This is a genomic window from Synergistaceae bacterium (genome assembly GCA_017450125.1).
GTDB lineage: Bacteria > Synergistota > Synergistia > Synergistales > Aminobacteriaceae > JAFUXM01.
The window spans coordinates 100,338-115,181 of sequence record JAFSWZ010000013.1 but is presented as its reverse complement, the minus strand read 5'-3'; the positions used below and the strand labels follow the sequence as shown (position 1 = coordinate 115,181).

General features: G+C 55.2%; 12 protein-coding genes. 4 read left to right on the top strand and 8 right to left on the bottom strand.

Translation table 11 applies throughout. The annotated features are described in order from the left end of the window. Window positions 1-8: 8 nt before the first annotated feature. Both IJT02_02440 and maf read left to right on the top strand, forming a co-directional pair. Window positions 9-812, top strand: a complete 804-nt coding sequence (locus IJT02_02440) for an undecaprenyl-diphosphate phosphatase (protein MBQ7543779.1) — start codon at window positions 9-11, stop codon at window positions 810-812. After that, on the top strand, window positions 809-1,384 hold the full coding sequence (gene maf / locus IJT02_02435) for a septum formation inhibitor Maf (protein MBQ7543778.1): 576 nt from the start codon (window positions 809-811) through the stop codon (window positions 1,382-1,384). Before IJT02_02440 ends, maf begins: the two co-directional genes overlap by 4 nt. Here maf and lpxK read toward each other — a convergent pair. From lpxK to IJT02_02420, 3 genes are read right to left on the bottom strand one after another with little or no spacing between them, the layout of a single operon-like run. Continuing rightward, window positions 1,300-3,558 (bottom strand): tetraacyldisaccharide 4'-kinase, encoded by a 2,259-nt coding sequence (gene lpxK, locus IJT02_02430; GenBank protein MBQ7543777.1) that lies wholly within the window; start codon window positions 3,556-3,558, stop codon window positions 1,300-1,302. The two genes, maf and lpxK, sit on opposite strands and share 85 nt — an antisense overlap. Then, complete coding sequence (locus IJT02_02425; protein MBQ7543776.1) at window positions 3,555-5,285, bottom strand: ABC transporter ATP-binding protein; 1,731 nt, start codon at window positions 5,283-5,285, stop codon at window positions 3,555-3,557. The genes lpxK and IJT02_02425 overlap by 4 nt, the downstream gene beginning before the upstream one ends. Further along, window positions 5,282-6,376 carry a cdisaccharide synthetase gene (locus IJT02_02420; protein MBQ7543775.1) on the bottom strand — a complete coding sequence of 365 codons (1,095 nt, stop codon included), beginning with the start codon at window positions 6,374-6,376 and terminating at the stop codon, window positions 5,282-5,284. The genes IJT02_02425 and IJT02_02420 overlap by 4 nt, the downstream gene beginning before the upstream one ends. A gap of 87 nt (window positions 6,377-6,463) precedes the next feature. Between IJT02_02420 and IJT02_02415 the strand changes: the two genes are divergently transcribed. Next, window positions 6,464-8,188, top strand: coding sequence for an ABC transporter ATP-binding protein (locus IJT02_02415; protein MBQ7543774.1), 1,725 nt, complete (start codon window positions 6,464-6,466; stop codon window positions 8,186-8,188). Between the two features lie 5 nt (window positions 8,189-8,193). Beyond that, window positions 8,194-9,465, top strand: a complete 1,272-nt coding sequence (locus IJT02_02410) for a hypothetical protein (protein MBQ7543773.1) — start codon at window positions 8,194-8,196, stop codon at window positions 9,463-9,465. 52 nt (window positions 9,466-9,517) lie between these two features. Here IJT02_02410 and IJT02_02405 read toward each other — a convergent pair whose 3' ends face one another. From IJT02_02405 to IJT02_02385, 5 genes are read right to left on the bottom strand one after another with little or no spacing between them, the layout of a single operon-like run. Next, window positions 9,518-10,777, bottom strand: a complete 1,260-nt coding sequence (locus IJT02_02405; GenBank protein MBQ7543772.1) for an MFS transporter — start codon at window positions 10,775-10,777, stop codon at window positions 9,518-9,520. After that, window positions 10,778-12,208 (bottom strand): cysteine--tRNA ligase, encoded by a 1,431-nt coding sequence (gene cysS, locus IJT02_02400; GenBank protein ID MBQ7543771.1) that lies wholly within the window; start codon window positions 12,206-12,208, stop codon window positions 10,778-10,780. A gap of 21 nt (window positions 12,209-12,229) precedes the next feature. Next, a complete protein-coding gene (locus tag IJT02_02395; protein MBQ7543770.1) occupies window positions 12,230-12,595 on the bottom strand; it encodes a hypothetical protein in 366 nt (121 codons plus the stop codon). Then, on the bottom strand, window positions 12,588-13,706 hold the full coding sequence (locus IJT02_02390; protein MBQ7543769.1) for a glycosyltransferase: 1,119 nt from the start codon (window positions 13,704-13,706) through the stop codon (window positions 12,588-12,590). Before IJT02_02390 ends, IJT02_02395 begins: the two co-directional genes overlap by 8 nt. Window positions 13,707-13,715: 9 nt before the next feature. After that, entirely contained in the window at window positions 13,716-14,843 is a 1,128-nt protein-coding gene (locus IJT02_02385; protein ID MBQ7543768.1) for a flagellar basal body P-ring protein FlgI, read from the bottom strand. Window position 14,844: the final 1 nt, after the last annotated feature.

Below are 14,844 nucleotides of genomic sequence, written 5' to 3'. Positions count from 1 at the left end.
GAATAATCATGATAAAGACGCTTATACTCGGGGCGGTCCAGGGCTTATGCGAGTTCCTGCCGGTCAGCAGCTCTGGACACCTTGCGCTGTTCCAGATATTCATGGGCTATGAAGATAACCTTGTGGCGTTCGACATACTGCTTCACTTCGCGACACTGCTGGCGGTTGTGCTGTTCTTCTGGCGGGACATCTGGGAGATTCTGTGCGACTGGTTCGGCGGGTGGTTCACGAAGAGCAAACGTTCCGGCTGGTCTTATGGCTGGGCAATAATAATCGCGTCATGCGTTACGGCGGTGCTCGGGCTGTCCTTGAAGAACGTCGTCGAGAAAGCCAGCGAGAGCTTGTTACTTGTCGGAATAGGAGAGCTTTTCACGGCGATAGTGCTTCTGATGATACCTGTATTTTCGCGCCGTCCAAGCAACTCATCGCTTATGGCGATAGCTCTGGCTGTGGGCTTCGCGCAGGGCATCGCGGTACTGCCGGGCGTTTCGCGCTCTGGAATGTCAATCGCTATGGGCTTGTTCATGGGGCTGAGCATCTCTGAGGCGTTCAGGTTCTCGTTCCTGATCTCGATACCTGCGATTCTCGGCGCAACACTTCTTGAGTGCCTGAAGTACATCAAGGGCGGAGAAGCTGTGTTTCTGCCGGAAGGATGGATAGCTGGTGCAGTTGTGGCGTTTGTTCTCGGAATGGCCTCACTGAAATTCATGAAGGGACTCGTTGACGCAGGGAAGTGGGTATACTTCGGGGTGTACTGCCTTGTGATTGGTGCGGCGGCTGTGCTGTTCGGGCTGGGGGTGCTGCAGGTTTGAGGATAATTCTTGCGTCGGGAAGCCCGAGACGTAAAGCCTTGCTCGCTGAACTTGGCCTGACATTCGAGGTGTGGAAGCCTGATGCTGACGAGTCTCACTCTCCCGACGAAGCTCCTGAAGCACTGTGCGTGAGGTTATCGAGGCTGAAGGCAGAAGCTGGCTCACGAAGATTCCCTGACGCGCTGATTATTGCCGCAGATACTATCGTGGTGATTGATGATGCGGTTCTCGGGAAGCCAACTGACCGTGAAGACGCTGTGAGAATGCTGACGATGCTTCAGGGACGCACGCACGAGGTCTTGACGGGAGTAAGTGTGTGCAGGGGCGGAAAGATTTTCTCTCACGCAGAACGTACCCTCGTGAAATTCCGGCCTCTGACGCGTGAGGAGATAACCGCGTATGTAGCTTCAGGAGAGTGCGACGACAAGGCCGGTGCGTATGCTGTTCAGGGTAAGGGCTCGCTGTTGGTCGAAGGGCTTAACGGGGACTACTTCAACGTTGTGGGGCTTCCTGTGTGCGCACTGGGGAAAATGCTGGCCTCACTCGGAGTGAACCTGCTAAGCCGCATGTAGACTTCCTCGCGGATCTTCCAGCCCAGAACCTCACAGGCATAGTCAGCGATGCCGTCGAGTGCTCCGGGCTCGCCCATTCTCTCGCGTCCTGCGCGGCTCATCGACGAATACAGCTCTTCATCACGCAGAACCATCAACGCACATTCAGCGAGTGCTTTTCCCGACGGCTCAGTGAGAATCTCAGAATCACCGAGCAGTTTCTTCTGCACACGTTTTCCCTTCTCGTCGATGCTGATGACTGGAATCCCCAGCCCCGCGCACAGCTGGTTAGCCGTCCCCCCGAGACCAATAAGAATCTTCACGCCCTCTGCTGCCCTCGCTATGGATTCGTGCGTTAGGGTGATAGTTATTCCGCTGTGCAGAAGCCTTCCGTTATTCACAGTCCAGCCGTAACCCTCGCAGGCCTGCAGGAACTCATCATCCGGCAACGTAGGCGCAAGTACCATCCTGAAACTAGTCTCTCCCGCCTCGCACATAATCTCTGCGGCATCAAGCAGCATCTTCACGTCCTTGCAAGCCCTCATCCTTGAGCCCGGCAGCAGAAGAATCACATCTCCTTTCACGCGTTTGTGTTCACCCAGCAGATCCATCACCGGGCTTCCCGAATACACGGCGTTGTGCCCGAGCTGTTCAGCACTCTTCCTGTCGCGCGTCCATGTCCGCAGGGTGAAGCGGCTGATTATTGCCCGCTCAATCCGCCAGTGCCCGGAAAGGTAGACAGTTTTTGCCGTAGCGCAGAACATCGGGCGAGCACCAGCCCCCCATAACGTATGAAGCAGAAGGTACACATCCCCGACGCAAATGGGAGTCCTCACCGAGCGCGCAATCTTCTTCCAGTCAGCGAGCTGAGCACGCACATGCTTCAAGAGGCCTGCTCTCATGTCTCCCCATAAATCTTTCAGGGAATATTTCAGGACACCTCCCGACGGCGTAACTGACGGAGCAGATTTCACCGTGAACCCTGCCTGCAGGTACGCATCACCTTTTCCGACGAGCGGGAACGCCGAGACTTCGGAGGCCGGAAGACGTGTGCGGAGCTTATCCGCGAGCGCAACACCTATTGCGTCCTCGCCGTAACCGTTTGACGCGACAACTATTCGGGGCTTCATGCAGTCGCACAGCGCAGAGAAGAAGGCTTCAGGCTCGTTGACTGCGGCACGAACTTTCGGGACAGCAAGAGGAAGCGTGAACGGCCAGAGGTTACGCGCTGGAAGGTTGTAGAGGTCTTTCTCTGTGCAGGCCATGAAGTCAGCACCTTCCGCGAGAGCGCACAGTTCCTCAAGGTCTCTGACGGAAAACTGATGATGATCCGTGAAGCTCTTGTGCCCCGCAAGAATGAAGCCCTGCTCCTCGAGCGACTTCCTGAAACTTTCGGGACTTCCTATCGCAGAGAACGCAAACACACGCGCTCCCTTCGCCGGAGGTTTGTCCGTTCCGTGAAGAACCCAGCCGTCAGGTTCGAGCCTCGACGTGAAGATTCTCTCTGGGGGCACGAACTCAGCGACACGTTCACGCAGTGCAGAGAGTTCATCTGTTGTAACCTGCTCCGACTTCGTGAGCACAACCATGCTTGCACGTGAGAGCGCATTAACCTTCTCGCGCATTATCCCCGCCGGAATCAGCCTGCCGTTCCCGAACGGACACAGAGAGTCGACGAGAACAATATCTGCATCCCGGCCAAGTGCTTTATGCTGGAACGCGTCATCAGCGATAACCAGTTCAGCACCGGCCTCACGCAATGCCTTCACACCTTCAAGCCTGTTCTTGGCCACAGCTACCGGCACATCAGGAAGCTCGCGCGAGAGAAGAAGCGGCTCGTCCCCTGCAAGTTCACGGTCTCCTTCTCCTCCGCGAATCAGTATCACCCTGTGTGAATGCCCAGTGTAGCCCCGCGTAACAATTCCGGCCTTTATGCCCTTAGCCTGCGCGTAACGTGCCAGCATTTCGACAAAGGGAGTCTTGTTCGTCCCGCCGTAAGTGATGTTGCCGACGCTTATCACGGGAAGAGGAGGCTCGGAGGTTTTCAGCAGTCCGTGTGCTCTCAGAAAGTCCGTGAACGCAATCACCGCACCGACAGGCCAAGAGAACGGAGCAAGGAAGGCGTTAAGCATAATGCTCTGCCTCGTGCCCCGTACGTGGTGCATGTAGGCTCTCATGAAAGAATACATCTTCACCGCACCTCGCCGAACTGCATACGGTACAAGTCAGCGTAAAGCCCTCCGGCTCTCAGCAGTTCTTCATGAGTACCTGACTGCGTGAACTTTCCGTCCTCGAGCACTAATATTCTGTCGGCCTCACGTATTGTTGTGAGACGGTGCGCGATGATGAATGACGTTCTGCCCTTCATCGCCTGGTTGATTGCCTTCTGCACAGCCTGTTCTACTGCCGCATCAAGCGAGCTCGTAGCCTCGTCGAGGATTAGTATTCTCGGGTCTCGGATTACCGCGCGGGCTATGGCGATTCTCTGACGCTGTCCGCCGGAAAGGGTTACGCCGCGTTCTCCGACTTCGGTTTCGTACTTCTCAGGGAGGCTCTCAATGAAGCTCCGAATGTCCGCAATCTCCGCCGCCTCTGCAATCTTCTGCATGTCGGGTTTGTCGATGCCGTAAGCTATATTGAAGGCTATTGTTCCCTTCATCAGCACGCATTCCTGCGGCACAATCCCTATCTGACGGCGCAAATCCTTAAGTGAGAGCGTTCGTATGTCTTGGCCGTCAACTAGGATTCGTCCTGCCGTCGGGTCATAGAATCGAGGGATAAGGTCTGCGAGCGTAGATTTTCCCGAGCCCGTCGCTCCGACAATCGCGATTTTCTCGCCAGCCTTCACGTCGAGGTCAATACCCTTAAGCACTTCCTGTCCGTCCTCGTAGCTAAACGACACTCCCTCGAACTTCACAGCCCCAGAAAGCCTGCCGGGATTTATCCCCTCGTCGCCTGTTGAACCTTCTACAGGAGCATCAAGCATCTCACAGATTCTTTCCGCGCTCGCTATCCCCGTCTGAAGTGTACTCATGCTGTTCATCACCGAACGTATTGGCTGAACCATGAAGGCTATGTACCCGATGAATGAGATTAATTCTCCGGGCGTTAATGTACCCTCTATGACGTTCTGCCCCCCGAACCAGAACACCACAGCCAGCGCGGCAATAAGGAACTCCTCAATCACTCCCGCCAGAACTCCCTGAATCGACACTGCGGACATCAGCGCGTTGTAGTTCTCCGCGTTGGCAGTCCTGAAACGTTCCAGCTCCATGTCCTCAGTCGCGAATGACCTCACAACGCGTATCGCGCTGAAAGCCTCCTGCGCTGTCGCCGTAATGTCGGCCAAGTGCTCCTGTACGTTGTGCCCTGCCTTGCGGAGTTTCTTTGAGGCGAACGACAGCAGGAATCCCACTACCGGCAGGACAAGCACGATTAAGCACGTCAGCCGCCAGTTCAGGTAGATGATGAACGCGAACATTCCCAAGAACGTTACTAGGTTGAAGAGCAGGTCGACTATCGTGCTCGTTACTATGTTCTGTAACACAGCAACATCGCCCGTTATCCTGCTCATGAGCTCTCCTATGCGCGAGGCGTAAATTTTCGCGAGGCTCATCCTCTGCATGTGGTCATAGAGGGCTATGCGTATGTCCATCACGGCACTCTGCCCAGCGTCGTTCATCAGGTAACGCTGAAAGTATGTCGTTATCGCTTTGAGCCCGAAGATTACGACGATGGCAACGCAGATCATGTTCAGCATGAAGACATTTCGCGAGATAAGCACGTCATCAACAACGGTCTTGAACAGGTACGGAGGCAGGACGTTAAGCCCCGAAGACGCGAGCATGAACAGCATGGACAGGCAAATCTTCAGGGAATATTTGCGCGTGTAGGAGAGGAGGAACTTTACCGGGCTGCTCATCTTGCCGTAACTATGTCGCACAGTCTCGAGGCAGCACCGGCTTCACCCGACAGGCTCAGCAGTTCCGCGCGGGTACGCTTGAGGCCGTCCTTGTCGAGGAGGCGTTCGCAGATTTCTTCGGCGGCATCTTCCGGCGTAATGTCTCCCCACATCTCATTCATGACCTTGTGCGGAGATATTCTGTTCGGCAGGGAAATGCATCCGTTCCAGCGTTTTATGATTCTCATTGCTCCGTACCTTCTCAGCTTCAGGCCAAGAATCGGAAGCCCCGCCAATATCCCCAGCACTCCCGAGACCGGCACGAACGGCAGGAACTTTTCCGGCGCAACGACCAGAGCAGGAAGCCCGCAGTGCATAAGCTCGAAGTTGTTTGTTCCCGGCTGGGTCAGTGCGTAATCAGACGCGCGCATCGCAACGCCTGCACCGGCTCTTATTGGGTTGAGCCCTGCCTTCTGCCACTGCACGAACTCCGACTCCGGCATGAACTGCGAGAACAGAGTACGTACTCTCACGGCGGGCATTCTTGCTTTCAGCGCAGTGTGGACATCGACCAGCCACTGAAGGGCGGGCTTGCGGATTGCCGGACGGCTTCCGGGCAGGAACAGTACGCGCGGAGAACCTTTCTCTTCCGGCCAGTTCCACGACGAGAGGCTGTACTTCCCCGCGTCAAGAGCAAGAGCATCCTTCACGATGTCGCCGATAGCTTCTGCCTTCGTGCCGTTAGCCTGTGCCTCGTATGCCGTGAACATCCTAACGCCGTCAATGTCCTTTCTCGGCCCGTAAGTGTAGCACACGAGAGACGCGCGGGTTGTCTCTGACATTCGGAGGCCGAAAGCTATATCACCTCCGAGCTGTATAATCTTGTCCGTTCTCTCGTAAGCAATATCCTTCCAGATTGTTGAAGCACCAGCCGGACCTTCCAGTTTGTCGACACCGAGAAGCGATGCGGCTTCGCGCTCATGCCCCGACGCAAACTGGCAGGGCAGTATCCAGAGAGATATAGTGTGTCCGCGTTTCCGAAGTTCCGTAACGACAGGACGAACCCAGCCCCATAATTCGCCGGGCCCGTTAGTGAGAATAGTAATCCGCAAGAAATTCACATCCCCGAATTAAGATTGTTAGTGATTGAGAAATTATAATATGGTCTGAGTAAAAAATTTCACACGGAGAAAGAAATCATGTACGCCAAATTAGCAGCAAGTATCCGCGAATATAAACGCCCCTCAATCGAAGCACCGTTTTATGTGTCGCTTGAGGTAGTTATGGAGTGCCTTATACCCTTTGTTGTCGCCAGCCTCGTGAACCAGATTCGGGCGGGCTGCGAGCTGTCGAGCCTCTTGAAGGACGGCGGGATTCTCGTAGTGATGGCGTGCATGTCGTTATTGTTCGGGATACTCGCCGGCAATGCGTGTTCCACAGCGTCGTGCGGCTTCGCGAAAAATCTCCGTATGGACATGTTCAGGGCAGTGCAGACGTTCTCTTTCGGGGACATAGACAGGTTCTCTTCGGCATCGCTGATTACGCGCCTGACCACTGACGTTACGGACGTTCAGGAAGCGTACATGATGCTTGTGCGCACGGTGATACGCGGGCCGTTGATGGTGATCTTCTCGTGCGTAATGGCCTTCGCGATGGGCGGCCGGATTGCGGTTGTGTTCGTCGCAGTAGTGCCGTTCCTGGCACTTGGCCTGTGGTCTGTGGCACGTTGGGCAATGCCGACATTCAGACGGTTATTCGTGAAGTATGACCGCCTAAACGAATCGATTCAGGAGAATGTGCGGGGTATGCGTGTCGTGAAGGCGTTTGTGCGCGAGGACTTCGAGAAGGAGAAGTTCTCACGTGCGGCGGGTGAACTTTGCGGGGACTTCACGACGGCGGAGAGGATAATAGCCCTCAACAACCCCATGATGCAGCTCAGCATGTACACTGTTACGCTGTTCATCCTCTACTATGGCACGTACAAAGTCATAACATCGCGGGGGCTTGACCTGAATGTCGGACAGATAAGCGCGCTGATGACCTACGGTGTGCAGATACTGGGCTCATTAATGCGCATGTCGATGGTGTTCGTGATGGTAACCCTTGCCCGCGAGTCGGCAATACGAATCGTTGAAGTGCTTGACGCTGTGCCGTCAATCTCCAGCCCCAAAGACGGACTGCAGGATGTTGCGACGGGTGATATAGAGTTCGAGGGAGTAAGTTTTTCGTACGGAGCTGGTGCTAACGCACTCGAGGGAATCTCCCTGAAGATTCGTTCCGGCGAGACGATAGGGATAACCGGCGGAACAGGCTCGTCGAAGTCAACGCTTGTGCAGCTTATCCCCCGTCTCTATGACGCATCAGAAGGAGTCGTGAGAGTCGGCGGGCACGACGTGAGAGAGTATGAGCTTGAAGCGTTGAGGAACAGTGTAGCCGTCGTTCTGCAGAAGAACCTGCTGTTCTCCGGGACGCTGCGCGACAATCTGAAGTGGGGAAAACCAGATGCGACGGACGCGGAAATTTGGGAGTCCTGCAGGATCGCGTGTGCTGATGAGTTCATAGAGAGGCTGCCGAAGAAGCTCGACACATGGACGGAGCAGGGAGGCACTAACCTTTCCGGCGGGCAGAAGCAGAGGCTGTGTATTGCGCGCGCGCTCCTGAAGAGGCCGAAAGTCTTAATCCTCGACGACTCCACAAGCGCGGTCGACACGCACACGGACGCGAAGATACGTTCTGCACTCCGTGAGTACATGCCCGGCACGACAAAGATAATCATTGCCCAGCGTATACTGTCGGTGCAGGACGCGGACAGAATCATCGTAATGGACAAAGGAGGTGTTGCGGCAATCGGAACACACGAGGAGCTGTTAAAGACGTGCGGGATTTACGGCGAAATTTATGCATCACAAAACAAGGAGGAGTGATTATTATGCGTAAATTGTTGGTTATGGTTATGGTGCTGTCGTTGTGTGTGAGTGCGGAGGCAAGCGACTGGTCAAGCTACTTCAAGTTTGACTGGGATGCCGTGAAGGATTACACCTCCGAGAAGTGGAATGACGCGTCAGACTACGTGTCGGGATGGTTCAGCGGAAAGAGTGAGGACGTAGAAGTGAAGGCATCGGACGACAACCTTCCTCCCGCTGTAGCAGAGGGCTGGGACAGGCTTACAGGAACACTCGGCGACACTCTGACCTTGCGGGACAAGCAGGAGACACTGCCGCGCAGTACGTGGATACCGTTCCGCGAAGACCAGCAGAGCAACGGCAGGAAGATTAACGCACTGCTTGATAGGGCGGTAAACATTCTGGTGAACGGCGAAGCAGGAGACATCCGCAAAGAGGCATCACAGCTCCGCGACACAATCACGAAGCAGAAGACCGAGCTTGACGGCCTCAGGAACAAGCGCATAAGTGCACCCGAGAAGTCATCTCTTCCCTGGAAGCTCACGAAGTCCAAAGCTGACGAGAGGATAGCCCGCCTTCAGGAGGAGATAGCGGACGAAGAAGAGAGGCTCGGAGCAATAACCTCACGACTCACTGACGCTCTTAAGGCTGTCGGGCTTGAGCTTGACGAGGCACAGACAGATATACTGCTCAACTCCGTAACAGGAGATGACCTCATGCAGAACACGATAGTTTTCAGCAACGTGAAGGCAGTTGTGGCGAAGCTCGAGGAACTTGCCCAGAACGACACGAACACGCTCGAGATTACGCGGCGTTACACGGGAATGTACCTCGTGCTGAATGACCTGCTCATACACACGCAGGAAGAGCTGGTGAGGAAGATTGACGAAGAGTACAAAGCACGCCTCAAGGCAATAATAGCTGAGGCTGAGGCACTGAGGAAGGAAGCATTAGCGCGGAGCAACCAGAACATCTACAGTGTTGAACAGCGCAAGGGTTTTGCGGCAAACGCACAGTCGAACGCACTGACGATTCAGGTTGCGAACCTCTACACGGAACTTCTTGACAGCCAGAGAGCCGGAACGATGGAGAGCCTCAAGAGTTTGCGCCTGAACAGGGACTTGGCCGAGAACACGTACAAGACTGTTCGGAGCTCGGGTGAACTCAGAGGGTTAATACACACGGGGCTGAAGCTGTTTGACGCTGTCGGTGCGCTGAAGATGCCGGAGCTGAAAGTGTTTGAGAGCGGGGCGATGCGCCTAGAGTTCGAGGAGATTAACCGCAGACTGAGGAAGTAAGGGAAAAGGATAAAGAAGCCGCCCGGTGAAGAGCCGGACGGTTTTTTTTGTGCTACAGCATTCCAACCAGAAGCCCGACGATAAACGTAGTCGGCCCCATCGTTAAGAACAACTGCGGGATACTTACTCCCCACGAGATCAACACCCCCGCACCGAGCGCGGCAACCGCCATGAAGATGGAGTCGGTGATGTTCGAGCACGCGATAGCTCCAGAGACTTTGTCGCCAGCACCTGTCTGCATCACTGCATAGAGAGGCACGATGTACAGCCCTCCGCAGAATGCAATCACGAACAAACACGCCGTAATCGTCCAGTTCTCCGGCCGCGCAAAGAACTCCCAAGCTCCGATTATCGGTGTTCCTGCCTCTACCGGCGGCCTGTCGCTCACCCACCAGAGCAGAACGCTCGCAACCGCAATCCCGTACGCGGCGGAAGGCACGAAGCGCGTCGTAACCTTACCCTTCAGGAGCGAGTCGCAGACCATAGAGCCGATGCCGATACCGCACGAGAATATTGCGAGGAACGCAGTAGCTACGCTCTCATCCGTTCCGAGAACGAGCCGCGAATACGTCGGGAACTGCGCGAGGAACACCGAACCCACAAGCCAGAACCACGATATAGCGAGCATTGCCCCGAAGACTTTTCGCATCGGCACAATGTCCGCGAACATCTCACGAGTCCTCTTTACGATTCGGAACGACACTTCACGGCTCGGGTCAATCGGTGTTGTCGGAGGAATGAACATACTGCTTAACCATCCTGCGGCGGCAATTGTTACCGCGAGCCCTCCGACCCAGTAGATGCCGTTCTCCCTGAGAATCATAAGCCCGCCCGAGATTGTGCCCGTGAGAATCGCTAAGTACGTTCCCATCTGAATAAGGCCGTTCCCCGCGATTAATTCATCTTCGCGCAAGTGCTGGGGAAGTATGCTGTACTTTGCGGGCGAGAAGAAGGCAGACTGCGCGCCCATAAGGAACAGCACAGCCATCAAGAGCCAGACATTTCCGAGCCAGAAGCCCAGTGCCGCCCCGGACATCACAACGATTTCCGCGAACTTCACCCAGCGCATGAGGTCTGAACGGTCGTACTTGTCGGCCAGGTCGCTTGCTGTCGGCGCAAACACGAAGAACGGCAGAATGAACACACCGGCGGCGGCGTTCACGAGGATTCGCGAGTCCACACCTGCGGCATCACCGAGCCGGTACGTTATGAGCATCATCAGCGCACTCTTGAAGAAGTTATCGTTGAATGCCCCGAGAAACTGCGTCAAGAAGAGGGGCATGAATCTCCTGACAAATAACAGCTTTATCATCTACAGTTCACGCTTCCATTTCGTGCCCTGCGGAGTGTCTTCGAGGACGATTCCCCGCGCCTTGAGGGAGTCTCTTATCTCGTCGGAACGCTTGAAGTCTTTTGCCTTCCTTGCGTCCGCACGTTCCTGAATCAGACGCTCGATCTCTGCGGATTCGTCGTCGTGCTCTGTCTCTGCGTCATCAGAACCGATTACCCCGAGAATTTCGTCGTACTCAGACAGCGCGTCCTTCGAGAGCGTGAAGAACTCTGCAGGAAGTTTCCCGTTCTCCTTAAGGCTGGTGTTGATGAGGTAGACCACATCGAAGAGGATTCCGATTGCGGCGGCGGTGTTGAAGTCGTCGTTCATTGCGTCGGCGAATTTTCCGTGAAGCTCCGCGAGCTGTGCCTTGAACGCCTGAACGTCGAACGCTGAGGCTTCATCTGCACGTGTCCTGGCCGCAAAGTCGAGGTCGCTCCGGCAGTTCCTGAGGCGTGCTACTCCTGCTGAGGCCTGTTCGAGAGATTCGGGCGTGAAGTTGATGGGGCTTCTGTAGTGCGCGCTCAGCATGAAGAACCTCAACGCTAACGGAGGGTACTCCTTGAGGGCTGCCCGTGCTGTGAGGAAATTGCCGAGAGACTTGGACATCTTTTCGCTGTCGATGAGAAGGAAGCCATTGTGAAGCCAGTAGTTCACGAAAGGTTTTCCCGAGCCCGAGGCAGCTTCGCTCTGTGCGGCTTCGTTTTCGTGGTGCGGGAACATCAGGTCAACTCCGCCGGAATGTATGTCTATGTTGTCGCCCAGATACTTGCTCGACATTGCGGAGCACTCTATGTGCCAGCCGGGCCGTCCCTTTCCCCACGGGGAATCCCACGAAGGTTCGCCGGGCTTCTCTGCTTTCCACAGCGCAAAGTCCAGAGGATCACGCTTCTTTTCGCCGGGTTCGACGCGCGCGCCTGCTTCGAGGTCTTCGAGGTTCTGCTTGCACAGCGAACCGTACTGCGGCCAGCTCTGGATGTCGAAGTACACATCTCCGTCCGCAACGTATGCGTGTCCGTTGGCGATTATGCGTTCGATGGTGCTGATTATCTCGGGAATGTGTTCCGTTGCACGGGGCGAAACGTCAGGCCTGCGTATTCCGAGCGCGTCCGCATCCTTGTTGTACTCCGCTATGAACCTGTCGGCGAGCTCCTTCACCGTAATTCCGTCGTGTCGGGCACGGTGTATCATCTTGTCGTCAATGTCCGTGAAGTTCTGCACAAACGTAACCTTATAGCCTTCATGTTCGAGCCACCTTCTGAGGACATCGAACACGATGAACGGCCTTGCGTTGCCGATGTGGAAATAGTCATAGACCGTCGGCCCGCAGGAATAGAAGCTTACGTGCCCGGGCTTAATCGGGTTGAACGTCTCCTTTCTGCGTGTCAAGTCGTTGAACAATACAATACTCATTGTGATAACAAATCCTTTCTCTTATGCCTGAACGTCCAGCCTTGAGGCTTCTTCGTCTGCCGCGCGTCTGGCTTCGGCTTCCTGGTCTGCCGCGAGCTTGCCGATCATGCTGTCATAGAGCATCTTCCACAGCCCCGCGCCTCCTGAGCCTTCGACGAGGTCATCACTTGCCATCTCAAGCGACAAGTCCTCCATCTTCTGGAACGTGTGGCCTTTGTCGTTCCCGCTTATTGCCTGTGCAGAGTCCCGCATGTCCTTCCAGAGCTTCGCCCACAGAATAGACTCGAACTGCTGGCACGACTCCTTGAGCTTCTGTGCGTCTTCCGTCTGGTGAATCTCCGGCGGAACTTCACGCACTATCCTTGTACTGCTTATACCGTTAATCATTGTCTGCTGCTCCTTCGCAAAGTTTCTCTATCGCGGACTTGGCCGCATATACATCACCGCACTTTATCACCCGCGAATCCTCACGATGTATTGTTTCTGGTGCTCCTCCTGCGTCATATGTTACCACCGGCGTACCGCAGGCTTCCGCTTCGAGGTTCACTGTCGGGTAATTGTCCTCATACGTCGGATTGAACAGCACATCAGCGGCAGTGTATATCTCCGCAAGTTCCTGCTGATTGCGGGTGCGCTCTATGTGAATGATGCTGTCCGGCAGTGCGTCATGCTTGCGGCCAACAAGCACCACCTTGAACCTTTCAGAATCCAGAAGCCCCGAAAGCCTCACGAAATCCTTTATCCCCTTTCTGGGTTCCCATCTGTTGGCAACTCCGAGCACTATATGTTTGCCTGCAAGTCCGTACCTCTCGCGGAAATCTCCCTGCACAGGACGGAAAATGTTTCTGTCTATTTCGTTGTGCCTGACCTCACAGGGATATTCGCCCAGAAAACTCTGTGCCGCAAGGTCAGCAAGCCATTGCGACGGAGTTATCAGGGTCATATCTTTTACGCCGGTGAAGAGCCTGCGTTTGTCCTCGTAATTCCTGTAACTGCAGTCCACAAAACTTGCAGGGTATGCACTTTTCTGCGGGCAGTGTTCGCAGTGCGCCCTCCACTTCTCACAGCCAGCAAACGTGAAGTATGCGCAGTGCCCGGTGAACGCCCAGCAGTCATGAAGAGTCCAGAGCACCTTCATTCCAGGCCGGGACTTTATCCACGTGAACAGCATCTCCATATTGATGTAGTAGCCGTGAATGTTGTGCAGCCACAGCAGGTCAGGACTATATTCTTCAGCCCAAGACAGAAAGCGTTTTGTTGCACCGCGCGAGAAGAACCCGTTTCTGTCGGTGAGGCGTGTCATGAGTGCGTGAAAGTAGACATCAACAGCTGAGCCGATTCTCACAGCGTACTTCCTGAATTTCTCGGGAATGTCCGGGTCTCTGCCGTAAGCTATCTTCACTTCGTGCCCCTGACGCTCGAACTCTTCAGCCTGAGCCGCCGCTATCTTGCCATGACTTCCTATCCCGCACTGTACGTTGATGAACAGAACGCGCATAAACCTTCCTCACATCGTAACAAGTTCGCCGTGAAGCGCACCAGCCCTGCTTATCGCCTGCAGAATCTCGATGATATCTCTCGGCCGTGCCCCTACAGAGTTCAGCACACGCACCAAGTCTCTCACCGTCGTCGTCGAAGGCATCGCAATGAGGCTTCCTCCTTCTTCGTCCGCAGTAATGTCCGTCCTGTTCGTGATGGCCGTAACTCCTCCGCTCATGCTCTCGGGCTGAACAACAGTTGCGGTGTCCCCGACGGTAACCGTCAAGTTCCCGTGCGCAACTCCGACCGACGAGATTTTCACGTTTCCGCCGAGAACCACAGTGCCGCTCCGTTCGTTGACCGCAACTTTAGCTGTAGTGTCCGGCTCAATCTCGAGGTTGCCCATGTTCGCGAGGAACGCCGCAGGTGCCTGAACGTACGGGCCGGGAAGGTTCACAGCGACTCGCGCGGCATCTTCTGCGTAAGCTACCACACCATAGACCTCATTGATTGCGTCGGCGATTCTCTGTGCTGTCGTGAAGTCAGGATCTCTCAGCAGCAGCGCAACCTGCCCGCCCATCGTGTAATCCGTCGGGACTTCGCGCTCGACGATTGCTCCGCCGGGAATACGTCCGGCTGTCGGGATGTTCTGCGTACGCGAAGCTCCTGCTCCCTGTGCGGAACTTCCTCCGACAATCACAGGCCCTTGCGCGACCGCGTAAACTCTGCCGTCAGCTGCTCTTAGCGGAGACTGGATCAGCATTCCTCCCTGAAGGCTCGAGGCGTTGCCCATCGTGCTGGCTATAACGTCAATGTTCTGGCCTTCTCGGACATAAGGAGGAAGAGTAGCAGTCAGCGAAACTACCGCAATGTTCCTCGTCCTCACCGAACGTGCATCAAGAGTTACGCCGAAGCTCCGCATCATGTTGCGCATCATCTGTACGGCCATCGGCGAATTGTCCCCTGTACCGTTGAGCCCCGTAACGAGCCCAATTCCTGTGAGCTGGTTTCCGCGTGCCCCCTCAACTTCGGTGATGTCCTTTATGCGCACGGAAGGATTAACGCGGGTGAAGTCCATGTCCTGAAGGTTCACCGCCGCAAAGATCTCTGCCTGAACGCTGAGCACAAGCAGAATCACACACAATACTTTCTTCATC

What these genes read in the sequence shown, in the direction of transcription:
- IJT02_02410 (MBQ7543773.1), top strand. Translation starts at nt 8,194, where the DNA reads ATGCGTAAATTGTTGGTTATGGTTATGGTGCTGTCGTTGTGTGTGAGT.
- IJT02_02440 (MBQ7543779.1), top strand. Translation starts at nt 9, where the DNA reads ATGATAAAGACGCTTATACTCGGGGCGGTCCAGGGCTTATGCGAGTTC.
- IJT02_02405 (MBQ7543772.1), bottom strand. Translation starts at nt 10,777, where the DNA reads ATGATAAAGCTGTTATTTGTCAGGAGATTCATGCCCCTCTTCTTGACG.
- IJT02_02390 (MBQ7543769.1), bottom strand. Translation starts at nt 13,706, where the DNA reads ATGCGCGTTCTGTTCATCAACGTACAGTGCGGGATAGGAAGTCATGGC.
- IJT02_02385 (MBQ7543768.1), bottom strand. Translation starts at nt 14,843, where the DNA reads ATGAAGAAAGTATTGTGTGTGATTCTGCTTGTGCTCAGCGTTCAGGCA.
- IJT02_02415 (MBQ7543774.1), top strand. Translation starts at nt 6,464, where the DNA reads ATGTACGCCAAATTAGCAGCAAGTATCCGCGAATATAAACGCCCCTCA.
- IJT02_02425 (MBQ7543776.1), bottom strand. Translation starts at nt 5,285, where the DNA reads ATGAGCAGCCCGGTAAAGTTCCTCCTCTCCTACACGCGCAAATATTCC.
- cysS (MBQ7543771.1), bottom strand. Translation starts at nt 12,208, where the DNA reads ATGAGTATTGTATTGTTCAACGACTTGACACGCAGAAAGGAGACGTTC.
- IJT02_02395 (MBQ7543770.1), bottom strand. Translation starts at nt 12,595, where the DNA reads ATGATTAACGGTATAAGCAGTACAAGGATAGTGCGTGAAGTTCCGCCG.